This window comes from Azotobacter chroococcum, from assembly GCF_002220155.1.
Classification (GTDB): domain Bacteria; phylum Pseudomonadota; class Gammaproteobacteria; order Pseudomonadales; family Pseudomonadaceae; genus Azotobacter; species Azotobacter chroococcum.
In genome coordinates this window covers 1,532,242-1,554,187 of record NZ_CP011835.1, presented here as the reverse complement: position 1 = coordinate 1,554,187, position 21,946 = coordinate 1,532,242, and the positions used below count along the sequence as shown (strand labels likewise).

The following is a 21,946-nucleotide window of genomic DNA, read 5'->3' as shown; positions in this document are numbered from 1 at the left end:
ATTTACATGCACTTTCAAATGCTCGTGATGGATATCTCTCGCCAAACTTTTCAACGAATCAGGAAGACTTGTACGCCACCTCATAGACCGACTTGGCATGCGGCCCGAGAAATACCCGCGCGTAGATACGAATGATCGACAAACCGACCAGGATGAAGCTCAAACTGGTCAGGAAGGCCAATCCGACCTGCCCTTCCTTGATATGCGCGAACATCAGATCCTCGCCGATGAACGTCGGGCTGATCGGAAAACCGGTGGCACACAGACAACAGAGCAGAAACACGAAGGCGATCTTCGGATGCTGGCGGGAATGGCCATGAAAGCGGTCGAGATCGATATCGCCTTCGAGATGCTTGAGTCGCCGCAGGCACAGAAATCCGACGATCCCCGCCAGGGCGACGCCGCTCAGGTAGATATAACTTTCGCTGAAGTCGAAGTTGGCATTGAAAGACGTGGCCAGGGCGATCCAGAAGTGCGTCATGATCGCCAGCAGCCAGGTCATGCGGGCGCGCTTGCGCTCGGTAAAGGACTTGAGCACCAATACCGCCGCCATCGACGCGAAGATCACCGGCAGCACTTCCGTGACCGCGACAGGCAATACTTCGCGGTTATAGACCCCATACAAACCCAGCAGATAGACCGGCACGAAAATACCGACGGCCCGCCAGAAGGTCAGAAAGTTCAAACGCCGCCCCAGGCTCTTCATGGGATTCCACAACTTGCGGTACATGAAGGCATCCAGATCGAACTCCCGCACCGAAAGCATGTAGAGGGAATACACGAACTTCTTGGGCAGCACCCATCTGGCATGGTGTTCCCGCGGCACGAAGTTGTAGAACTGCTCGCGGATCAGGTAGGTCACCACCGACGGCGAAACCAGCAGCTGATAGGTGCGCAGGAAGGCGTTCCCGGCGAAGTGCACCAGGGCCAGGGTGTCGAAGCCGGCGGCGATCTCGATGAAGATCAGGCCGATCTGGGCGATGGAGGCATAGGCGATCTGGCTCTTGATCGCCGATTGCGAGCGGGCGATCACCGTCGCGACGACGCTGGTGGTAAAGCCCAGCAGGCCGATGACCAGGCAGACGAACAGCTGGTCACGCCAGAGCGGCGCGGTGCGCAGCAGCAGGAAGACCCCGATGTGCACCGACAGGGAGCCGTAGAAGATCGCGCTCGATGGCGTCGGTCCCTCCATGGCCCGCGGCAACCAGCTGGAGAACGGCAGCTGCGCCGACTTGGCGGCGGCGGCCACCAGGATCATCAGCCCGATGGCGGCGCCAACGAAGGCATGCGGCTGCAGATGTTCGAGCACGAAGGCCTGGTCTTCGAGCATGTGGAAGCTGACGTTCTCGTGGAAGAGGTTATGCATCATCCACATGGCCAGCAGCAGGCCGACATCGCCGATCCGGTAGATGGAGAACACCTTGACCGCGTTCTTCACCGGCAGGTAGCGGTCCCGGTAGAAGGCGATCAGCAGGAACGAGGTGATCCCCAGCACTTCCCAGCCGGTGAACATGGTTTCCATGTTTCCGGAGAAAACCACCATGTTGTAGCCGACATAGAAGAACAGCACCGTGCTGAAGAAGCGCTTGTAGCCCGCCTCGCGGTGCATGTAGTGACGGCTGTAGAGCAGCACCATGAAGGTCAGGAAGGCGCCGACGAACATGTAGGTCGCGGTGATCCGGTCGAACAGGAAGTCGATGTAGAACTCGTAGCTTTCTGTCTGGAACAGGACGAAATCCTTCAGCTCCAGGGTGGGAAAGCCGCGGAACGCCCAATACAGCAAAAACAGGTTGAAGCCGGCCAGATGAGCGCCGACCGTGATGAGGGCGGTGCGGGAAATCCGCGTCTCGTCCCGTTCCGGATGGGTCAGGCTGATCAGGAACCCGAGCAGCGGTAGAAAGATGAAGATCTGCAGTATGGCGGCCATGGCGACTCCCCTAGCTCAGCGCGAGGACAGGCAGGTTGTCCGCCTGGGTTTCGAAAAGCTTCTCGAGATCGGTAGCAGCCTCGATCCGCTCGGTCAGCGGGCGATACGGCGCGAAGCCGCCGTCCTTGAAGCGAAACAGCTCATGGGTCTCGGGATGGACGACCGTGAGGTTCAGCCATTCGTTGGCGAACCATTCGTAGGTGGCTGGCTGCTGCTGGATGGACTTGAGGACCACCTCGGGGAACTGCTCGACGACGATCATCATCCGCACCGGGTGGTGCACCTCGATCATCTGGCTCGGCAGGCCGGGGCGCAGGTCGCCGTCGTTGCCGTTGGCCACCCCGATCAGGCCCATCACGTTGTGCGGCAGCTTGCTGCCCGCCCCCAGCTTCTGGTTGTCCACGTGGGAGAAGAAGTACTCCAGGTTGATGCCGCCGCAGACCGGCGCCGCAGCGCGCAGGATGCCAAGCAGGAACTTGCCGTCCGGGTCGATGCGGTAGTCGTAGGAGTTGAGGAACGAGCGCCGGTCGAGGAACAGCTTGCGGCTCAAGGCCCGGCGTCCGACGATGCACAGCGCGTTGGTCGCGTGGTTCAGCTCGGGACGCGGCTCGAACAGCGATACAGAACGCGCCTTGACCGCCTCGTGGACCCGCTCCGGCGGCTGCTGGCTGTCGGTCAGCGCGAAGCGCCGCGAGCGCTCCTTGGCGTTGAGCGCCAGGGCCTTGTCGAAGACCGCCGTATTGGCCTGGTGCCGGGCGTGGTTGTCGGGGCTGAGCGAAGACTCGTCGTAGAAGGCGATTTCGTCGCGGGTGGTGTCGTGCAGCGCGCCGACGAACTGCGTGCCTTCGGGAATCTCGATCCCCTTGCCGGCCAGTATCCGCCGCACCTCCGGATGGTTGAGCATGAAGCAGATCACCCGCGCGTTCACCGACCCCGGCCGGCCCGAGCAGGCACCACAGTCGTAGGCGGCGTAGTGCGGGTTGTTGGTGTTGCTCGCCCCGTGCCCGACCACGTAGACGATGGGCGCGAAATCGCGGGTCAGACCGATGCTGCCCAGCAGGTTCTCCGCGCGCTGGGCCATCTCCTCGAGGGTGAAGCCGATCTGCAGGCCATCCTCGCGGTCGTCCGCCGAGCGATTCAGGATGCTCAGGCTGGACGTACGATCCATGTGCCGGAAGGACGAGGCGCCGAGGGGGCTCGCAGAGGGCTTGAAGATGCTGTCGAAGAGCTTGACGGCCGACCAGAAGCCGAGGGTCTGCGAAATCACCCAGCCGCCGAAGAGATCGTGCGAGTGCTTGCTGAAATGCGGCTCGGCCTTGCGCCTGTCCTGGCTGCCGGTTTCCTTGATCAGATATTTTGGCTCGATCGGTCCCGGACAGACCTTGGAATAGGATTTCGCGTTCTCCGGCTTGAAATAGAACTCCACCCCGAAGAAGCCCGGCGTCCCGTAGGTTTCGCAGTGCGGATCGAGGCTTTCGAGGTGCCGGCGGAACGAGCAGATGCGGTCGTCGATGCAGAACAGGCCCTGGAAACTCTGCGTCGCCGGCAGCGCCGGGCTTTCCGCGGGCTGGCGCTGGATGGCGCTCAACACGGGATCGTAGAAGCTCCACTCCAGCGCCTCCTGCCAGATCGCCAGAACCTCGTGCAGCTCGGTCTTCGGCACGTCCGCGAGAATGGCCGCCGGCTCGCCGGCCAGCTCCGCCGTCAGCGGACTCCAGGCCTCGTCGAAATGCTCGTCGAGCGCGTCGATCTCAAGGAGCAACTCGAAGACGATCAGCTCGCGCAGGGTGATCCTGCGGCTGTCGATCAGGGTGCCGGGCTGCGCCTCGATCACCGTGACCATGCCCGACCAGCCCGGATGGGCGAACTGCTGGTCGAACAGGTAATGCGCGAACAGCGCCTCGTCGCGCACCAGGATCTTCAGCAGGTCGGCGATGGAGCAGTCCTGTTCGAGCAGCAGCCGGCGCGCCCGCTCGCGGCGGAAGAAACTGGTGAAGCTGTGGCGCTCCAGCTCACGGATGGCGCTCAGGAAACCCTCGCCGCTGGAGGGGAAGGTCCAGATCGAGATGCCCTGGTCGAGATAGCTGCAGAGGATGCGGAACAGCAGCGGATGCACCAGCGAATCCAGGTCGATCCGCTGGCTCTTCTTCCAGTTCGCCCGCACGGAACCGATGCGGGGTAGCGGCGGCGGAGCGAAGCTTTCCCCAATGACCTTGTTCTTCCAGAGTTCGAACTGAGCGCCTTTGCGCGCGGCAATTATTCCATCCAGGATGTCCGGATTTATTTCTCCCTCGAGATAAAGACGGCGGTATTTATCCAACTTCAAAGACACACTGTATCCGAAGATACCCGAGGCATTGCGCGCCGCGTCGTGAAACTTCGAACCCTGAAATGCATGCAAGGTATTGTGGTGAACGAAATCCTTCAAGGGAGCTTGTTTCGGAAGATAATGTTCAAGCTCGTGCAATACGGCCGTCTCATCAAAACTACCGGACTGCACTGGATTTTCTGCTCTAGCGGACATCGATTTATCTCCAGAGGCCATCGGCATACTTCAAATGGCCTGTAGAAAGATGGAACAAAGCCACGCCTTGCCGGTCATTCGAAAACAAAAGCCCCCCGAATGACGTGTCCGGTCAAGACAGGCCATTTCTCTACCTGATCCACTTTGATGCCGTTACCGGCGAATCCCGTTAAGGAGAATCTCTAGGCTGATGACATGCGTCTTGCTGCCTGCCCGGGAAATAACGCTGCGCACGCCAAAGAGCGCGCATGGCACTTCCAACGAGCTTGCCTTCACCTCATTTGTGAAAAAAATGTTTTCTTCCGGGGTCTTCCAATGGGCATTCCAAAGCCCCTGAAAAGTATTTCAAGATATTACAGGAAATTATCGACCATTCAACAGAGGCACATTGCATGCCAATCGATAGCAAGACAACCATGTGAAGACTTTATTTAAAAATAAATTAACCATTCATGAAGTGAAAAAACGTCATTGAACTATTCCATTCAGCCAATCACTTTCGACAACCACCAGAAAGAGCGGGATCAATATCAAAACGCCACCCTCCGGGGACGCACATGCCCAGCACTGTCATGGCTCATGGCCAATCAAAAAGGCAGGCCGGAGAATCTTTGCCAAGGCCCTCCGATGAAGTACGGTAAAAACAAGCTTTCGGAGCGGCGCCTCCTCGGGCGTGGCGCCTGCGCGGACCGACCAGCAAGGGGCGCTTGCCCGGCCCGTCGTGAAGAGCGGCCGATATTCTTTTCAACGGCGGCCTACTATGGTTGACCGATCTTTCCCAGGAGCCTGTTCCCCGATGCATTTGCTCAAGTCCCTCCCCCTGGCGCTGCTGCTGAGCGCTACCGCCCTCCCCGCCGCCGTTGCCGAGACGTCCGAACCGGTCTTCGGCTGGATCGAGAAGGGGCTGATCCAGCCGGAAAACATTCCGGTGAAGATGAAGCTGGATACCGGTGCCCTGACCTCCTCCCTGGATGCCAAGGATCTGCAGCGCTTCGAGCGCGACGGCGACGAGTGGGTGCGCTTCAAGGTCGAGCTGACCGACGGTGACACCGGCAAGCTGGTCGACTCGCCGTTCGAACGCCGGGTGGTGCGCAACGTGAAGCTCCGCGGCGCCGGCGGCGCGGAACGCCGGCCGGTGGTGATGATGCAGATCTGCATCGGCAAGCGGATCTACGACGAGGAGTTCTCGCTGAAGAACCGCAGCAAGATGAACTACCCCGTGCTGATCGGCCGGCGGACCCTGGGGCGTCTCGGCCTGGTGGACGTTTCCCGGACCTTCACCGTCGACCCCAAGTGCGCCCGGAGCAACGCGGCCCGCTGAAGGCCCGGCCGACACCGCCGCGTCCAGTCCTACCCCGGCCAAACGTCCGCTGACTCGCGGCGGTAACGCCACACCCCTATCCTGCCAGGGCAGATCGCGGGCGCGACGTCCTGGCCTCCCCCTGCCGGTGGGCGCCAACCCTTGCCTTCCCGCACCCAAGGAAAACACCGGAATGCCTGTCCAGACGACCTCTCCCCGGCGGCTCATGCCTCGCCATCACCGCCTGTACCTGCTGCTGGCGATCGCCGTGCTGGCCCTGGCGGGCCTGATCGGCGCCAGGCTCCCCGGCTACGAACTGCTCCACCTGCACCTCTTCGATCATTGGTCCGGGAAACCGGCGACCGGCGACAGCCTCTGGCTGCCGAACTACCGGGTACGGATCGATGCCAAGCCCATTGCCGGGATCGAAAATCTGTCGGGAATCACCTACGACCACGACCGCAATCGCCTGCTGACCGTCAGCAACGGAGGGGCAGCGGAAATTCTGGCGCTCGACAGGAACGGCGAGGTGCTCGAGCGCTACCGGCTCGAAGGTTTCGTCGACATCGAAGGCCTGGCCTACCTGGGCAATGGGCGGCTGGTGCTGGCCGAGGAAATCGACCAGCGGCTGAGCTTCATCGACCTGCCGGCCGCGGGGGAAACCATCAAGGCCACACAGGCCCGGACCCTGACCCTGGAGATCGATCCGAGCCGGCAGAACAAGGGGCTCGAGGGCATCGCCTACGCTGCGGACGGCGATCGCCTGTTCGTGGTCAAGGAGCGCGACCCGCTCCGGCTCTACGAGATCCGCGGCGCAGGCGCCGCCCTCGAGGGCAGGTTGCAGCTGCACGTGCGCGACCTGAGCGCCTGGCTCGAGCGCAGCGTGTCGGCCCGCGACCTGTCCGACGTCCACTACGACCCGCAAACCGGCCACCTGGTGCTGCTCAGCGACGAATCGAAATTGCTCGTCGAACTGGATGGCGAGGGCGACTTCGTGAGTTTCCGCTCGCTGCGCGGCCCGATCTCGGATCTCGGGGAAAGCGCGCCGCAGCCCGAAGGCGTGACGATGGATGCCGAAGACAACCTCTACGTGGTGAGCGAGCCGAATCTGTTCTACGTCTTTCAGCGCGACGGCGCTTCCCGGTAACAGCGCCAGCCCCGGACCCGCCACGCTGGGCGCGCACCAGCGCCGGCGGAGCGCCCACTCTCGCATGCCCCCCGCCCGACGACTTGCTACAGTATCGGCCCCCCTTCGCCGAGAGCCCCCGACCATGCGCATTCTGGTCATCGAAGACAACCGCGACATCCTCGCCAACGTGCTCGACTACCTGGAGCTCAAGGGCTACACGGTCGACTGCGCCCAGGACGGGCTGAGCGGGCTGCACCTGGCGGCCAGCGGGCAGTACGACCTGATCGTGCTGGACATCATGCTGCCGGGGATCGACGGCTACCAGGTCTGCGAGCGCCTGCGCCGCGGTGCCGGCAGCGAGACGCCGATCATCATGCTGACCGCCCGCGACTCGCTGGACGACCGCCTGCAGGGCCTCAACAGCGGCGCCGACGACTACCTGCTCAAGCCCTTCGCCCTGTCCGAGCTGGTGGCGCGCATCGAGGCGGTGCTGCGCCGCACCCAGGGCAGCCGCAAGCGCCAGCTGCAGGTCGGCGACCTGATCTACGACCTCGATACCCTGGGCGTCAGCCGGGCCGGCAAGCCGCTGCGGCTGAACCCGATCGGCTACAAGCTGCTGGCCATCCTGATGCAGAAGAGCCCGGCCGTGGTGCGCCGCGAATTCCTGGAAAACGCCCTGTGGGGCGACGACCTGCCGGAGAGCGACAGCCTGCGCAGCCACATCCACCAGCTGCGCCAGGCACTCGACAAACCCTTCGACAAACCCCTCCTGCACACCATCCATGGCGTCGGCTACCGCCTGACGGAGCACCCGGATGCTGCTTAAGCAACCCTTCGCCCGCCGCATCGTCATTGCCTTCACGCTGATGACCCTGGTGGTCAGCGGGTTCTTCTCCCTGAGCATCGTCGCCATCGTCCACTTCGTCGAGAAACACCTGGTTTCCCAGGAGCTCAAGAGCGAGCTGGACATCGTGGTGAACAAGGACATCCGCCAGGGCCTCGCCCCGCGGCTGGATGCCACCACCCGCTTCTTCGCCTCGGACCTGCCGCAATACGCCATTCCCGAGTCGCTGCAGCAGGTCGAGAAAGGCTTCAGCGAGCTGCGCGAGGACGACCGCGCCTACTACGTCTACGCGATCAGGAGCGACGGCCAGACCTACATGCTGGTGGAGGACCAGAGCGAATTCGAGGAGCGCGAGCAGCTGCTCTTCAACGTGATCCTGTTCTGCTTCCTGCTGAGCGTGATGGGCGCCTGGCTGCTCGGCCTGCTGCTGGCGCGCAAGGTGATCGCGCCGGTGACCCGCCTGGCCCGCCAGGTCCGCCACCGCGACCAGCTGCTGCCGCTGGCGCCGCCGCTGGCGCCGGAATACCCCGACGACGAGGTCGGCCACCTGGCGGCGGCCTTCGACAGCACCCTCGGCCAGCTGCGCCAGAGCCTGGAGCGCGAGCGCCTGTTCACCAGCGACGTCAGCCACGAGCTGCGCACCCCGCTGATGGTCATCCAGGGTGCCTGCGAGCTGCTCGACGAAGCCGACCTGCCGCCCCAGGCTCACCGGCAGGTGGCACGGATCGGCCGGGCCGCCCAGGAGATGCACGAGCTGGTACAGACCTTCCTGATCCTCGCCCGTGCCCGGCGGGAGGAAGCCGCCATCGGCGGCAGCGCCAGCCTGGCCAGCGTGGCGGAGGAGCAGAGCCAGCGCTGGGGAGCGCCGATCCGCGCCAAGGGCCTGGACTTCGAGCTGGTCGTGGAGGACACCGACAGCGCCTCCTACAACCTCACCTTCCTGCGCACGGTCCTCTCCAACCTGCTGCGCAACGCCCTGCACTACACCGAGAACGGCACGGTACGGCTGATCCTGGAGAACGGCGGCTTCCGTGTCGAGGACAGCGGCGCGGGCATCCCCGCCGACCAGCGCGAGCGTATCTTCCAGCCCTTCGTGCGCGGCGAGCAGGCTCGCGGCGAGGGCCTCGGCCTCGGACTTTCGCTGGTCAAGCGGATCTGCGCCCATCAGGGCTGGCAGGTCCGGGTGAGCAATCTGGAATCGGGCGGCAGCTGCTTCCGGGTCCGCCTCAAGTAACCGGTGGTGGCGTGCCGTTCCGACGAACGGGACGCCGCCGGCGGCACCCTTGACTTTTTATCAACATGTTTTTGACAACTAGTCGTTACATTTCGCGATACTATCGCCATCATTCCCAGCCCCAACGAAATCCTTGCCATGTCGAGAACACGCATCAGCGGACTGGAACTGCCGCGCCAATTTGGCCAATCCCAGGCCGCCCAATGCCTGGCCAGGCATTGCGACCGTCTTGTCCGGCAGCTTTCCCACTGGCGCGACGGACAGCTGGCTCGGCGAGCCCTGCAGCAGGCCGGCAATCCCAACCTGGTCCTGGACCTGCCGTGCGGTGCCGGCCGCTTCTGGCCCCTGCTGACCGAACAGCCCAACCGGGTGGTGCTCGCCGCCGACAGCTCGGAAGAAATCCTGTCGATGGTCAAGGCCAACCACTCCGACGAGGTGCTGGCCCGGGTGCGGACCTTCCAGACCTCTCCCGTCGCCATCGACCTGCCCGACAACGCGGTCGACAGCATCTTCTGCATGCGCCTGCTGCATCACGTCGCCGACCGCGAAAGCCGCCTGGCCGTGCTCCGCGAGTTCCACCGGGTCAGCCGCGACAGTCTGATCGTCTCCCTGTGGGTGGACGGAAACTTCAAGGCCTGGCGGCGCCGCTATCTGGCGCGGCTGCGCGCGGCGCAGGAAGGCCGCGAGGAGAAGCGCAACCGCTTCGTCATCGAGCGGGCCACCATCGAGGCCGAATTCCGCGAAGTCGGCTTCGACATCGCCGGCCATCACGACGCCCTGCCCGGCTATGCCATGCGTCGCATCTACGTGTTGCACAAGAGGACCTCCGCGTGAACGAATCGATTGCCTTGCAGCCGTTGGACTCCTTCGCCGAAACCTTCCAGTGCTGGTGGAACCGCCAGGGGGAATGGGTCGAGGAGCCCAACGTCCGCCGGGCCGGGGAAAGCGGCGTGCAGCGTCTGAGCGCGACCAGCGTGCCGCTCTACAGCAAGCGCCAGACCGGGCACCTCTATCACTCGCTGCGCTATCCCCTCGGCCGGCCCACCGTATTACGCGAGCAGGATGCCCTCGAGGCCATCGAACGCCTCGGCGTGCGGGTGCCGAAGATCGTCTTCTGCTCGGCGCGCAAGACCGACGGCAAGTGGCAGGCCCTGCTGGTCACCGAGTCGCTGGAAGGCTTCGTCAGCCTGGACGACTGGTATCGCGGTGAGGCGCGCCAGCGCTGGGGCGAAGCGGTCCAGCGGCAGATGCTCGAACAGCTGGCCCTGACCCTCAGCCGCCTGCACCAGGGCCACTGGCAGCACGGTTGCTGCTATCCCAAGCACATCTTCGTCAAGGTCGAGGAAACCGCCGGCCGCCCGCAGGTGGAGATCGCCCTGATCGACCTGGAGAAGAGCCGCCAGCGCCTGCGCGTCGCCAGCGCCTCGCGCCGTGACCTGGACCAGCTGCACCGCCACTGCCCGGCGATGTCGCCGGCCGAGTGGGAGTTCTTCAAGAGCGTCTACGACAAGGCCCTGGCCGCCCCGGCCGCAGGCGCCTGAGCATGCGGGAGAGGGCGCCAGCCCTCTCCTCTCTTCCTCTGAAGGCGGCCCCCCACCTCTGCTCCAGGCGCCCGCTGCACCCCTCCCTGATCCCCGGTACGAATACCTGGCCCCACCTGGCCGTATCCTTCGCTGCCGGCCTCCCTGTCGGCCTGAAAGGCTACGTCGGCACCTGAAACGGATGCGCCCTCCCGTTTCTCCTCCCGCCCTGCCACCCCTTTTGCCGGCAACCGGCACACTCGGCCTCTCGAGCAATGCGCCAAGTGTAAATAAATATTTGAGCGCCGAAACTTATCCAATCGAAAATAGCCCGCAGCAACTGACTGGAAAGAAGTAACACGTCGGTTGCATTCAGTTTCATTTACCCAATGGACTCAACATTTCAACTTCATTACCTTGTAGTCGTACACCACACTTGACCATGCATTGAGCAAACAGCCACTGGAAGATCAACCCTTGCCAGACGCTTGATTGCTCAGGAGGACTACATGAACAACCCGCACTCCAGAACAGTGCGTGCCGCGCGCAAAAGCCGAGACTTATATGCGCGGGGCGAATGCCCCTGCCCATCGGAAGCGCCCGTCCATGGCGTGGCTCGCTAACATATAAGCCCTATCTGACACAGGGCGCCGATCAGCCCGGAGTGGTTCCATCAACCTTGCAGAGGTCGATGCCGAGTTCAAAAGCTCTGCATCTTCGGACGCTTATTGCCTGCGAAAATCATTCGATATGAACGTGAACATGAAAACCATGAAGCTGATCCTTGCCATGACTGTATTCGCGAGCGCCGCTACCGCCATGGCCGAAACCAATAACGCCGAAACCTCCGAAGTCAAACCCTATAGATACTCCATGAATCTGGACATTGCCGAACTGATAAAGGTCGAATATCTCCGCTCCGCGCCCGCCCATTGCGGCGTCATTCCGGCCAGGATGACTTACAAGGACTCGAGCGGTGCTATCGGGGTCATTGAATATTTGTATCCGGATACGACTGGCTGTACGGATTAGGTTTTGCACGAAAAGTACTAGCGTAGACATCGCAGCGCGCAAGCCAGCGAGACCATCGCAGCAAAACCTCTTGCCAGCCTGTCGTAGCGCGTGCCAATCCTGCGGCTCTCCTTCAGCCAGCCGAATATCCGCTCGATGATGCTGCGTGCCGGTACTTCGGGGGTCGAAGCATGGCGGCATTTGCCGCGCAACCCTCAGGGGCGGGGCCCGTTTGGCGCAGCACGGCGTCTCTCGTCGCTCATTTGGAATGACCAGACTTCTCTCCTCGTTCTTTCTTTGTTCTGCGCCAAACGGCGCCTCCGTCGCGGCCTACGCCAAAACGTCAACAGGCCATAACTTGGCCGTTCGTAGAATTTCGTTGCTCATGCGCCACTTTGTGCTTTCGTTGATGTGTGCAGATAAAAATATCGTGGTAGCAAATGCATGTCAGTTGAAGAGCAAGGGGTAGTTTAGCGAGGGCTCCACACAACTATCGAGATGGCACTGAGGAGACAATCATGGAAAACATCAACCAATGCCTGAAGGGACTCCAGGAGCAGCTGGAGCACCTTCAGAACAATGCGGCGCTGAAAGCGCTCCAGGAGCAGATGGAGAACTTTCAGACGAATGGAGCACTGAGGGCGATCCAGCAGCAGATGGAGCATCTGCAGAAAAATTCGATGCTAAAAACGCTCCAGGATCAGCTAGAGCACCTTCAGAACAATCCGGCACTGAAGGGATTTCAGGAGCAGATGGAAAAATTTCAGAACAATCCGGTGCTGAAGGAGTTTCAGGAGCAGATGGAGCAATTTCAGAACGACCCGGAGCTGAAAGCGCTTCAGGAGCAGATGGAGCAACTTCGAAACAATCCGGTGCTGAAGGGATATCAGGAGCAGATGGAGTACTTTCAGAACAATAGGGAGCTGAAAACGATCCAGGAAGAAATGGAGAAACTTCAAAACAATCCAGTAATGAAAGCGTTCCAGGAGGAGATGGAACACTTGCAGAACAATCCGGCGCTGAAAGCGATCCAGGAGGAAATAGAGCAATTCCAGAATACTGCGGCACTGAAAGCGATCCAGGAGGAGATGGAGCACTTTCAGAACAACCCGGCGCTGAAAACGTTCCAGGACCAGATAGAGCACCTTCAGAACAATCCGGCGCTGAAAACGATTCAGGAGGAGATGGAGCACTTTCAGAACCATCCGGCACTGAAAGCGATTCAGGAACAGATGGAGCAAATTCAGCAAAGACCGGCCTGAACCGTAGTACGGAGCGACAGCCCACCGGTTGAACAACCTGTGGCATTTATCCACGGAGTTATCGCTCCGTGGATAAATGCCAGCCCTCGTCCCCTTCCGGGCCTACTTGCACAGCACGCTTTCGTAGTTACGAGGCTAAAAGCGATTTTTTTCAGATAGACGCTGGAGCATCGCCCGAAACTCGGCACAGCCTGAAAAGGGCGCCTCCCGTCAGGTGAAATACATCCCTTGCCGATTCCGGACAGGCTACCCGGCTCAGGCCCTCCCTGGCCCGGAGCCCAGTAGCCGGCGGTCACATCGCACGAAAATGCGCCGCGGAATCATGCCCCGCTCAGATCGACCAGCGGCGTTTCACGCACCTCGGTCGGACGCCCGTCCTGGATCTCGTCGATCCGCTGCAGGGCCTGTTCCACGTCCGCCTTGCCGGCGAGCAGCGTGAAGCTGAGCTGGAAGTGGCGCTGCTCCCTGGGACCTATGGTCGGCACCAGGCCCAGCGGGCGCTGGTAGCGCCGGTTGTAGGAGAAGCTGGTGCCAGGTTCCAGGCCGGTGACGTAGCCCTGGCGCTCGGTATCGGTGTTCTTCCACAGGGAGAACACCGGCAGCTGGCCGATATTGAAGCCGACCGCCACGCCGCGGTCGCCGGCGCGGTTGTGCAGCACGGCCAAGCTGTCGCCCAGCGCGTCGCCGTAGGGAATCAGGTTGTAGACGGTCTCGTCGTAGCCCTCGGTCGGACCGCGGTAGCTCTGCCACTCGTCGAGCTCGCCGCGGGCCCGCTCGTTGAACGGCGACACCTGCTTGACCGGGGCGGCGAAGCGCGCGCCCTGCTCCAGCAGCGGCGTGCCGAAGTTGTTGTGGTAGAGCGCCTGGTATTCCCTGGGATAGTCACCGCGGTTGGTCAGGCTGTCGTCGAGGGTGAAGCTCTGCGCGCCCGGCTCGGTGCTCAGCTCGCTGACGATGGCGAAGTCGATCTTCTTGAACGCCTGCTCCTTCAGCTCGCCGCGCAGACGGATGCCGTACGGCGGCTTCGCGTCGATGCTCAACACCACCCGCGACGCCGGGATGTTCGACAGCCGCCCGTGCAGGCTGAGCAGCTCGCCATTGTCCACGCCGGGATGGCCGACCCACTCGTAGCCGCAGCGGGTGACCAGCTCGTTGAAACCCTCCAGCCAGCCGAGGCCGCCACGGCCGCCGAGTTCGATGAAGGCCGGGTTGACCACCTCGCCGACCGGCGAGTCCCAGCCCAGGCGGACGTCGCCGGCGACCGCGCGCAGCACGTTCATGCCGCGGGTCGGCACCACGGTGATGGTCATCGCGCCGGTGTCGATGTCGACCAGGCAGACGCCTTCCTGGCGGCCGCCGTGCAGGGTGCGCAGGCTGACCGAGAACGGCCGGTCGGTCTCGATGCCCAGCTGCCGGCTGTCGATGCTCCAGTTCTGCGGGGCCTTGTCGCTGTCGAGCAGGACAAACTCATGGACCGGCGCGGGCGTGGCGCTGGCAATGGCGCCCGGGCCGGCGAGGCCGGAATGCTTCTTCATGATGAATCCCTTGCGTTTGATCGGGTTGTCGGCCGGACGGCGAACGGGTGAAGGCGGCGCGCCTCCGGCGCCGTCGCTCACCCCGACCCTCTCCCCGGCGGGGAGAGGGAGACGCGGGCCGCCTGAAGTTACTCTAGACGACCGGCTCCGGCTGGCCGGCCGAGGCCGCCAGCTCGTGGCGGCGCGGCAGGTCCGGACCGCGGCGCTGGCAGGTCAGCGCCGCCGCCGCCTGGGCGAAGGCGAGCATCTGCTCGAGGTGGGACTTATCCAGGCCGTCGAGCGCGGCCGGGCGGTCGAAGCCCTGCTCGGCCAGGTAGGTGATCAAGGCCGCCTGGAAGGTGTCGCCAGCGCCCACGGTATCCACCATGGTGATCGCGTTGGCCGGGCGCGACCAGCTGCCGTGGGCGCGGCTGAACACGGTCACGCCGTTCTCGCCGCGGGTGAGGAACACCAGACGGCACTGGTGCTGCAGGAAACGCTCGGCCATCGCCGCCGGGTCCTCGCCCGGATAGAGCAGTTCCAGGTCCTCCTCGCTGACCTTGACCAGGTGGGCATGCCGGGCGAAGGCGCCGATCCGCTCGCGCCAGACGTCAAGGTCGGGCTCGACGTTGAGGCGCACATTCGGATCGAGGGTGATCAGCAGTTCCTGCGAAGCCTTCTCCACCACCCCGTAGAGGGTGTCCGCGGTCGGCTGCACGACCAGCGAGTAGGAGCCGACATGGATGCCGCGCACCTCGCCGTCCAGCGCCGGCACCTGCTCCGGACGCAGCTGGCGATCCGCCCCGGAATGCCCGTAGAAGCTGTAGTGGGGCACGCCCTGCGCATCCACGGCGACCAGACTCAGGGTCGTGGTGGCCGCATCGAGCGGGACGAGGTAGCGGGTCGACACGCCCTCGTCCTCCAGCACCTGACGCAACTGCAGGCCGAGAAAATCGGTGGAGATCCCGGTCAGCAGGGCGGAGTCCACCCCCAGCCGGCTGAGCCCTACCGCCACGTTGAAGGGGGAGCCGCCGGCAATCGCCTTGAAGCCTACCTGGCGGGGCAATTCACTGTGCGCTGGCTCGACGAACAGGTCGAACAGCGCTTCGCCGCATACTAGAAACATTGCGCACCTCTTGTTCTCGGATTTCGACGGCGCCGGAAAACCCGTTTTCCCGGCGCCTGCCGGCTTATTCGGCCTCGGCGGCCAGACTGGACGCGGAAGATTCGGCCGGCTTCTGGGAAAGCCCGTACAGCGCCACCACCACACAGCAGGCGAACGGCACGATGAAGGACGTCGCCATGCCCGAAGCATCGGCGATCGCGCCCATGACCAGCGGCAGGATCGCGGCGCCGACCAGGGCCATCACCAGGATCGAGCCGCCCCGGTTGGTCTGCCGGCCCAGGCCCTGCACGCCCATGCCGAAGATAGTCGGGTACATGATCGACATGAAGAAGTACATGGCGATCATCGCGATGACCGAAACCTTCTCCACCGCCAGCATGGCGACCACGCTCAGGAAGGCGCAGGCGATGGCGTTGAACACCAGCAGGTTGCGCGCCGGGATGCGGCGCATCAGCCAGGTGCCGGAGAAGCGGCCGATCATGTAGCCGATCATCGCCACCGAGAGCAGGAAGGAACAGAACTGGGGCGTGCTGCCCTGCCAGTGCTCCAGGGCGAAGTTGATGAAATAGGCACCGACGCCGACATAGGCGCCGATGTTGCAGAACTGCGCCAGCAGGGCGAAGGTGAAGTTCTTCTGGCGCCACAGCGAGACGCCCTCTCCGGCCGACGCCTCGGCAGCCTCGTCGCCCTCGACCTCGCTGCCGACCTCGGGGAAGGCGGTGCGGGCGAAGACCACCATCAGCCCCACCACCAGCACGGCGAGCGACACGTAGATCAGCGAGGTCGGCGCGATGGTGCTGCCGGCGAGCTCGAACGGCGGCGCGTAGAGCACCGCACCGCCGATCATCGGCCCGAGGAACACCCCCAGGCCGTTGAAGGACTGGGCGAAGTTCAGGCGCTGCACGGTCTTGTCCGGATTGCCCAGCGCGGCGGCGTAGAGGTTGGCGGACACTTCCAGGCAGGCCAGGCCGCAGGCGAGCACGAACAGCGCGATCAGGAAGGCGCCGAAGGTCGCGGCCATGGACGCCGGCACGAACAGCAGCGCGCCGATCGCGAACAGGGCCAGGCCGAGCAGGATGCCGGCCTTGTAGCCGCAGCGCTCCATGAACAGGCCGACCGGCAGCGCCATGATGAAGTAGGCGCCGAAGTAGGCGGTCTGGATCAGGCCGGACTTGGCCCGGGAGATGTTCAGGGTTTCCTGGAAGTGGTGGTTCAGGACGTCCAGCAGGCCATGGGACAGCCCCCACATGAAGAACAGCGCCGTCACCAGGGCAAAGGCGAAGGTCGTGGAAATGGGAGCGGTCTTTCCGGCCGTGGCTTGCGAGCGCTCCTGCAGACTGACTTCGATGTTCATCTAACCTTTCCTCTTGGAGTTATTGTTCAGGTACGGACAGGCCCGCGCCCTGCGGCGCAGGCCTGCCGGGTGCAACACCCCGTCGGGATCAGCCGCGGTGACGGCCGCGGAAGTAGTCGATCAGGCCCTGGGTCGAGGAGTCCTCGGCCGGCGGTGCCTCGTAGCTGGTCAGGCGGCCGTAGACGTTCTTGCCGAGCTCCTTGCCCAGCTCGACGCCCCACTGGTCGAAGGAGTTGATGCCCCAGACCACCCCCTGGACGAACACCTTGTGCTCGTACAGGGCGATCAGCGCGCCGAGGCGGCTGGGGTTGAGGGTTTCCACCACCAGGGTGTTGCTCGGCCGGTTGCCGGGGATCACCTTGTGCGGCGCCAGGCGCTTCACTTCCGCTTCCGGCAGGCCCTTGGCACGCAGTTCGGCCTCGGCCTCCTCGCGGCTCTTGCCGCACATCAGCGCCTGGCTCTGCGACAGGCAGTTGGCATACAGCCACTGGTGGTGGTCGGCCACCGGGTTGTGGCTGACCACCGGCACGATGAAGTCCGCCGGGATCAGCGGGGTGCCCTGGTGCAGCAGCTGGTGATAGGCGTGCTGGCCGTTGCAGCCGACGCCGCCCCAGATCACCGGGCCAGTGCCGCAGGACACCGAGCTGCCGTCTTGGCGCACGCTCTTGCCATTGGACTCCATGTCCATCTGCTGCAGGTGCTTGACGAAGTTGCGCAGGTAGTGGTCGTAGGGCAGGAAGGCGTGGGTCTGCGCGCCCCAGAAGTTGTGGTACCAGATGCCGAGCATGGCCAGCAGCACCGGCATGTTGTTCTCGAACGGCTCGTTGCGGAAATGGCAGTCCATGGCGTAGGCGCCGGAGAGCAGATCCTTGAAGTTGGCCATGCCGATGGCCAGGGCGATCGGCAGGCCGATCGCCGACCACAGCGAATAGCGCCCGCCGACCCAGTCCCACATCGGGAAGATGTTCTTCTCGCGGATGCCGAACTCGATCGCCGCCTGCTTGTTGCTGCTCACCGCGATGAAGTGGCGATAGAGCTTTTCCTCGGTGCCCCCCTTGGCCAGGTACCAGGTGCGCGCGGCCTGGGCGTTCTTCAGGGTTTCCAGGGTGCCGAAGGTCTTGCTGGAGATGATGAACAGGGTGGTCTCGGCGTTCAGCCGCGCGGTCAGCTCGCGGAACTCGCTGCCGTCGATGTTCGCCAGGTAGTGGCAGCGCACGCCGGACTGCTGGGTGTAGGGCAGAAGCGCCTCGGAGACCAGCTCGGGGCCGAGGTAGGAGCCGCCGATGCCGATGTTCACCACGTCGGTGATGGCCTTGTCGTTGTAGCCGCGCCACAGCTTGTTGTGGATGCGCCCGACGATGTCGGTCATCTGCGCCAGGGCGGCGTGCACGTCGCGCATGATGTTGTGGCCGTCGATGACCAGACTGTCGCCCATCGGGCGGCGCAGCGCGGTGTGCAGGACCGGGCGGCCCTCCGAGGCGTTGATCCGCTCGCCGGCGAACATCGCCCGGGTGGCCTCGGCGAGGCCTGCCTCGCGGGCCAGGTTGACCAGCAGGTCGCGGGTTTCCTGGGTGACGAGGTTCTTCGAGTAGTCGAGGAAGAGGCCGCAGCTGGCGGTGGAGAAATCGTCGAAACGTCCCGGATTGGCCAGGAATGCCTCGCGCATGTGGAAGTCCTGCATGGCCAGGCGATGCTCCTGCAGCGCCTTCCAGGCAGGCAGGCTGGTGACGTCGAACGCTTGCTGGTAGTAGCTCATGGAGTTACGGCCTCCTTAGTCTGTCTTGATCTTGTAATGCGGCTAATTGGGCCATCCCGATTGGCAGTCCGCGTCCGGAGCGGGGCGTTCCTTCGTGTCAGTCTGTCTTGCTCGCGAGCCCCTTCAGGGGCTCCAGTGGATTTCCAGCCCGTCGCCGAGGAAGGCGCGGATCGGCATGCGCAGCGGATCGGCACGCAGGGCCTGGCGCAGGGTCTCCAGCTTGGCCGGGCCCTGGATGGCCAGGCAGCGCAGGCGCGCCCGGGCCAGCAGCGGCCAGGTCAGGCTGATCCGCGGGTGCGGGGCGACCGGCGCGAGCATCGCCATGCACGGCTCGGCGCAGGTGCCGGCCAGCGCCAGGGCGAGGTTCGGGCTGCCGGGGAACAGCGAAGCCGTGTGGCCGTCCTCGCCCATGCCCAGCACCACCGCATCGATCGGCCGCTTGAGCGCCGCCAGCGCCCGGCCGGCCAGGCGTGCGGCCTCTTCCAGGCTGGCCGCCGGCTGGTAGAGGCCGAGGAAGGTCGCCGCGGCGGCCGGGCCTTGCAGCAGATGGCGGCGCACCAGCGCCTCGTTGCTGCCGTCCTGGTCCGGCGCCACCCAGCGCTCGTCGACCAGACCGACCTGCACCCGCTGCCAGTCCAGCTCACGCGCGGACAGCGCCTCGAAGAAGGGGATCGGGCTGCGCCCGCCCGACACCAGCAGGCTGGCCTGGCCGTCGGCCTCGATGGCCTGGCGCAGCACCTCGGCCACGCGGTCGGCCAGTCCCTCGGCCAGGGCCGTGCCGTCGGCCAGGGTCCGGGCCAGCACCCCGGCGGGCAGATCGAGTTCAGAAATCGCCATACCAGCTCCTCCCGTCACGGGTGATCAGTGCAATCGAAGACAGCGGCCCCCAGCTGCCCGCCGCGTAGGGCCTGGGCGCCTCGCCCTGCAGGCGCCAGCCGGCGATCAGCCGGTCGCACCACAGCCAGGCGTGCTCGATCTCGTCCTTGCGCACGAACAGGTTCTGGTTGCCCTTCATCACTTCCAGCAGCAGCCGCTCGTAGGCGTCGGGGATCCGCGCGCTGCGGTAGGTGTCGGAGAAATTCAGCTGCAGCGGACCGCTGCGCAGCTGCATGCCCTTGTCCAGCCCCTGCTCCTTGGTCATCACCTGCAGGGCGATGCTCTCGTTCGGCTGCAGGCGGATGATCAGCTTGTTGCCGATCAGCGGGCGCTGCTCCGCGGCGAAGATGTAGTGCGGCGCCTCCTTGAAGTGGATGACGATCTGCGACAGCTTCTGCGGCATGCGCTTGCCGGTGCGCAGGTAGAACGGCACCCCCGCCCAGCGCCAGTTGCGGATCTCCGCGCGCAGGGCGACGAAGGTCTCGGTGTCGCTGCTGGGGTTGGCGTTGTCCTCTTCCAGGTAGCCGGGTACCGGCTTGCCGAGGATGCTGCCAGCCACGTACTGGCCGCGCACCACCTGCTGGCTCAGCTGGGCGGCGTCGATCGGCGCCAGCGCCTTGAGCACCTTGACCTTCTCGTCGCGGATGCTATCGGCCGACAGGTCGCTCGGCGGGTCCATGGCGATCAGGCAGAGCAGCTGCAGCAGGTGGTTCTGGATCATGTCGCGCAGCTGGCCGGCCTTGTCGAAGTAGCCCCAGCGGCCCTCGATGCCCACCTGCTCGGCCACGGTGATTTCCACGTGGGAGATGTGGTTCTGGTTCCACTGGGTCTCGAACAGGCTGTTGGCGAAGCGCAGGGCGATCAGGTTCTGCACCGTCTCCTTGCCCAGGTAGTGGTCGATCCGGTAGGTGCGGTCTTCCGGGAAGTGCCGCGCCACCGCGTCGTTGACCTTGCGCGAGGACGCCAGGTCATGGCCGATCGGCTTCTCCAGCACCACCCGGGTGCGCTCGGCCAGGCCGACCTCGGCCAGCCCGGCGCAGATCGGCTCGTAGAGCGCCGCCGGGGTGGCGAAGTAGGCGATCAGCCGCTCGGCGTCGCCGACCCGGTCGGCCAGCGCGGCGTAGTCGCCCGCGCTGAGGAAATCCATCGACAGGTAGTCCAGCCGCGCCAGGAAGCGCTGCAGGACGTCCTCCTCCAGCTCCGCGCCCGGCACGTGGCGGCGCAGATGCTCGGCGACGGTGGCCCGGGTCTGCTCGCCGGCGTCGAGGGCCAGGGCCAGCAGCCGCGTGTCGGGACACAGCAGGCCGGCACGGTCCAGCTGGTAGAGGGCGGGAAACAGCTTGCGCAAGGCCAGGTCACCCAGGGCTCCGAAGAGGGCGAAGGTGCAAGGCTCGATAGTATTGGTAGTAGCCATGGCGCTTGTTCTTTTTGTAAAAGAAGGCGCAATAAAACCACCATTGAATCGATTCATCAACAGTAAATGTTGTTATAAAAACAAATTTTATAGTAGAAAGACACCCTATCGGATCGGGCCTGCCGGCTGTCAGCGCCCACTTTCGGAGGACTTCCGGATGCCCCATGCCATCGACAAGGACACCCAGATCTGCATGTCCCTCGCCGGACGCCCCGGCAACACCGGCACGCGCTTCCACAACTACCTCTACGAGGCCCTCGGCCTGAACTACGCCTACAAGGCCTTCATCACCCAGGACCTGCGCGCCGCCATCGGCGGCATCCGCGCCCTCGGCATCCGCGGCTGCGCCATCTCGATGCCGTTCAAGGAAGCCTGCATCCCGCTGCTCGACGCGCTCGATCCGTCGGCGACGACCATCGAGTCGGTGAACACCATCGTCAACGACCAGGGCTGGCTCACCGGCTACAACACCGACTTCCTGGCCATCGCCCAGTTGCTCGACAGCCACCGGATCTCGCCCGAACTGAGCTTCGCCCTGCGCGGCAGCGGCGGAATGGCCAAGGCGGTGGCCTTCGCCCTGCGCCAGGCCGGCTTCCGCCAGGGACACATCATCGCCCGCAACCCGGCCAGCGGGCAGGCGCTGGCCCGCTCCATCGGCTTTGGCTGGGCAGCGGAGCTGGGCGCGCTGCGCCCGCAGCTGCTGATCAACGTGACCCCGATCGGCATGGCCGGCGGCCCCGAGGCGCAGGACCTGGCCTTCCCGGAGGACGCCATCGCGCAGGCGGAAGTGGTCTTCGACGTGGTGGCGCTGCCAGCGGAAACGCCGCTGATCCGCCATGCCCGCGCGCTGGGCAAGACGGTCATCAGCGGGGCGGAAGTGGCCACCCTGCAGGCGCTCGAGCAGTTCGTGCTCTACACCGGCCGGCGCCCGACGCCGGAGCAGGTCGGCCAGGCCGCGGCCTATTCGCGCCAGGGCTGAACGCAGTCGCAGGCCTTTCCTTCCAGGATCTGCGTGGAAAATCGCTACGCGAGTTTCTTGATCGTGCCCACGCTCCTGCGTGGGCACGTTGCAGTGGACGCTTCGGCACCCCAGGGCGCCGGAGCGCCCGGCCCCGGGCTCCCACGCCGGAGCGTGGGAGCCATCAAGTAGGAACG

At 64.3% G+C, this 21,946-nt stretch carries 17 protein-coding genes and 1 pseudogene; 9 read left to right on the top strand and 9 right to left on the bottom strand.

The genetic code is table 11. The features are described from left to right. Positions 1-58: 58 nt before the first annotated feature. A complete protein-coding gene (locus ACG10_RS07190) occupies positions 59-1,927 on the bottom strand; it encodes a proton-conducting transporter transmembrane domain-containing protein (protein WP_089167696.1) in 1,869 nt (622 codons plus the stop codon). A gap of 10 nt (positions 1,928-1,937) precedes the next feature. Further along, entirely contained in the window at positions 1,938-4,478 is a 2,541-nt protein-coding gene (locus ACG10_RS07185; RefSeq protein WP_089167695.1) for a YbcC family protein, read from the bottom strand. Between the two features lie 769 nt (positions 4,479-5,247). On the opposite strand from ACG10_RS07185, the gene rloA3 reads away from it, so the two are divergent. From rloA3 to ACG10_RS07150, 7 genes are all read left to right on the top strand, one after another. Further along, positions 5,248-5,772 (top strand): retropepsin-like aspartic peptidase RloA3, encoded by a 525-nt coding sequence (gene rloA3, locus ACG10_RS07180; protein WP_089167694.1) that lies wholly within the window; start codon positions 5,248-5,250, stop codon positions 5,770-5,772. Between the two features lie 172 nt (positions 5,773-5,944). Beyond that, positions 5,945-6,898 carry an SdiA-regulated domain-containing protein gene (locus tag ACG10_RS07175; RefSeq protein WP_089167693.1) on the top strand — a complete coding sequence of 318 codons (954 nt, stop codon included), beginning with the start codon at positions 5,945-5,947 and terminating at the stop codon, positions 6,896-6,898. A 124-nt stretch (positions 6,899-7,022) separates the two neighbouring features. Beyond that, positions 7,023-7,706 (top strand): response regulator transcription factor, encoded by a 684-nt coding sequence (locus ACG10_RS07170; protein WP_089167692.1) that lies wholly within the window; start codon positions 7,023-7,025, stop codon positions 7,704-7,706. Further along, on the top strand, positions 7,696-8,958 hold the full coding sequence (locus ACG10_RS07165; protein ID WP_089167691.1) for a sensor histidine kinase: 1,263 nt from the start codon (positions 7,696-7,698) through the stop codon (positions 8,956-8,958). Before ACG10_RS07170 ends, ACG10_RS07165 begins: the two co-directional genes overlap by 11 nt. Before the next feature lie 138 nt (positions 8,959-9,096). Continuing rightward, complete coding sequence (locus ACG10_RS07160; RefSeq protein ID WP_089167690.1) at positions 9,097-9,792, top strand: class I SAM-dependent methyltransferase; 696 nt, start codon at positions 9,097-9,099, stop codon at positions 9,790-9,792. After that, positions 9,789-10,499 carry a lipopolysaccharide kinase InaA family protein gene (locus ACG10_RS07155; protein WP_089167689.1) on the top strand — a complete coding sequence of 237 codons (711 nt, stop codon included), beginning with the start codon at positions 9,789-9,791 and terminating at the stop codon, positions 10,497-10,499. The genes ACG10_RS07160 and ACG10_RS07155 overlap by 4 nt, the downstream gene beginning before the upstream one ends. Positions 10,500-11,240: 741 nt before the next feature. Next, positions 11,241-11,510 (top strand): DUF2790 domain-containing protein, encoded by a 270-nt coding sequence (locus ACG10_RS07150; protein ID WP_227028728.1) that lies wholly within the window; start codon positions 11,241-11,243, stop codon positions 11,508-11,510. A 17-nt stretch (positions 11,511-11,527) separates the two neighbouring features. On the opposite strand, the pseudogene ACG10_RS07145 reads toward ACG10_RS07150, so the two are convergent. Then, positions 11,528-11,656 (bottom strand): annotated as a pseudogene (locus ACG10_RS07145) (transposase); the annotation flags it as partial. A gap of 351 nt (positions 11,657-12,007) precedes the next feature. On the opposite strand from ACG10_RS07145, the gene ACG10_RS07140 reads away from it, so the two are divergent. Then, positions 12,008-12,751 (top strand): hypothetical protein, encoded by a 744-nt coding sequence (locus ACG10_RS07140; protein WP_089167688.1) that lies wholly within the window; start codon positions 12,008-12,010, stop codon positions 12,749-12,751. Between the two features lie 320 nt (positions 12,752-13,071). Here ACG10_RS07140 and ACG10_RS07135 read toward each other — a convergent pair whose 3' ends face one another. From ACG10_RS07135 to zwf, 6 genes are all read right to left on the bottom strand, one after another. Further along, positions 13,072-14,286, bottom strand: a complete 1,215-nt coding sequence (locus tag ACG10_RS07135; protein WP_039807929.1) for an aldose 1-epimerase family protein — start codon at positions 14,284-14,286, stop codon at positions 13,072-13,074. Between the two features lie 133 nt (positions 14,287-14,419). After that, positions 14,420-15,391 carry a carbohydrate kinase family protein gene (locus ACG10_RS07130; protein WP_039804996.1) on the bottom strand — a complete coding sequence of 324 codons (972 nt, stop codon included), beginning with the start codon at positions 15,389-15,391 and terminating at the stop codon, positions 14,420-14,422. Positions 15,392-15,455: 64 nt separating this feature from the next. After that, positions 15,456-16,745: a sugar MFS transporter gene (locus ACG10_RS07125; protein ID WP_089167687.1), complete on the bottom strand. Its 1,290-nt coding sequence runs from the start codon at positions 16,743-16,745 to the stop codon at positions 15,456-15,458. A gap of 88 nt (positions 16,746-16,833) precedes the next feature. Next, complete coding sequence (pgi, locus tag ACG10_RS07120) at positions 16,834-18,501, bottom strand: glucose-6-phosphate isomerase (RefSeq protein WP_089167686.1); 1,668 nt, start codon at positions 18,499-18,501, stop codon at positions 16,834-16,836. A gap of 123 nt (positions 18,502-18,624) precedes the next feature. Next, positions 18,625-19,338 carry a 6-phosphogluconolactonase gene (gene pgl / locus ACG10_RS07115; RefSeq protein WP_089167685.1) on the bottom strand — a complete coding sequence of 238 codons (714 nt, stop codon included), beginning with the start codon at positions 19,336-19,338 and terminating at the stop codon, positions 18,625-18,627. Beyond that, the gene (zwf, locus tag ACG10_RS07110; protein WP_089167684.1) at positions 19,325-20,791 is read right to left on the bottom strand and encodes a glucose-6-phosphate dehydrogenase; all 1,467 of its coding nucleotides are present in this window, start codon (positions 20,789-20,791) and stop codon (positions 19,325-19,327) included. Before zwf ends, pgl begins: the two co-directional genes overlap by 14 nt. A gap of 157 nt (positions 20,792-20,948) precedes the next feature. Between zwf and ACG10_RS07105 the strand changes: the two genes are divergently transcribed. Continuing rightward, positions 20,949-21,770 (top strand): shikimate 5-dehydrogenase, encoded by an 822-nt coding sequence (locus tag ACG10_RS07105; RefSeq protein ID WP_089167683.1) that lies wholly within the window; start codon positions 20,949-20,951, stop codon positions 21,768-21,770. Positions 21,771-21,946 lie beyond the last annotated feature (176 nt).

Excerpts from the sequence above, each read along its gene's own strand:
- ACG10_RS07160 (WP_089167690.1), top strand. The coding sequence starts at position 9,097 with ATGTCGAGAACACGCATCAGCGGACTGGAACTGCCGCGCCAATTTGGC.
- ACG10_RS07125 (WP_089167687.1), bottom strand. The coding sequence starts at position 16,745 with ATGAACATCGAAGTCAGTCTGCAGGAGCGCTCGCAAGCCACGGCCGGA.
- ACG10_RS07190 (WP_089167696.1), bottom strand. The coding sequence starts at position 1,927 with ATGGCCGCCATACTGCAGATCTTCATCTTTCTACCGCTGCTCGGGTTC.
- ACG10_RS07150 (WP_227028728.1), top strand. The coding sequence starts at position 11,241 with ATGAAAACCATGAAGCTGATCCTTGCCATGACTGTATTCGCGAGCGCC.
- ACG10_RS07165 (WP_089167691.1), top strand. The coding sequence starts at position 7,696 with ATGCTGCTTAAGCAACCCTTCGCCCGCCGCATCGTCATTGCCTTCACG.
- rloA3 (WP_089167694.1), top strand. The coding sequence starts at position 5,248 with ATGCATTTGCTCAAGTCCCTCCCCCTGGCGCTGCTGCTGAGCGCTACC.
- ACG10_RS07185 (WP_089167695.1), bottom strand. The coding sequence starts at position 4,478 with ATGCCGATGGCCTCTGGAGATAAATCGATGTCCGCTAGAGCAGAAAAT.
- ACG10_RS07135 (WP_039807929.1), bottom strand. The coding sequence starts at position 14,286 with ATGAAGAAGCATTCCGGCCTCGCCGGCCCGGGCGCCATTGCCAGCGCC.
- pgl (WP_089167685.1), bottom strand. The coding sequence starts at position 19,338 with ATGGCGATTTCTGAACTCGATCTGCCCGCCGGGGTGCTGGCCCGGACC.
- zwf (WP_089167684.1), bottom strand. The coding sequence starts at position 20,791 with ATGGCTACTACCAATACTATCGAGCCTTGCACCTTCGCCCTCTTCGGA.
- ACG10_RS07130 (WP_039804996.1), bottom strand. The coding sequence starts at position 15,391 with ATGTTTCTAGTATGCGGCGAAGCGCTGTTCGACCTGTTCGTCGAGCCA.
- ACG10_RS07175 (WP_089167693.1), top strand. The coding sequence starts at position 5,945 with ATGCCTGTCCAGACGACCTCTCCCCGGCGGCTCATGCCTCGCCATCAC.
- pgi (WP_089167686.1), bottom strand. The coding sequence starts at position 18,501 with ATGAGCTACTACCAGCAAGCGTTCGACGTCACCAGCCTGCCTGCCTGG.
- ACG10_RS07105 (WP_089167683.1), top strand. The coding sequence starts at position 20,949 with ATGCCCCATGCCATCGACAAGGACACCCAGATCTGCATGTCCCTCGCC.
- ACG10_RS07140 (WP_089167688.1), top strand. The coding sequence starts at position 12,008 with ATGGAAAACATCAACCAATGCCTGAAGGGACTCCAGGAGCAGCTGGAG.
- ACG10_RS07170 (WP_089167692.1), top strand. The coding sequence starts at position 7,023 with ATGCGCATTCTGGTCATCGAAGACAACCGCGACATCCTCGCCAACGTG.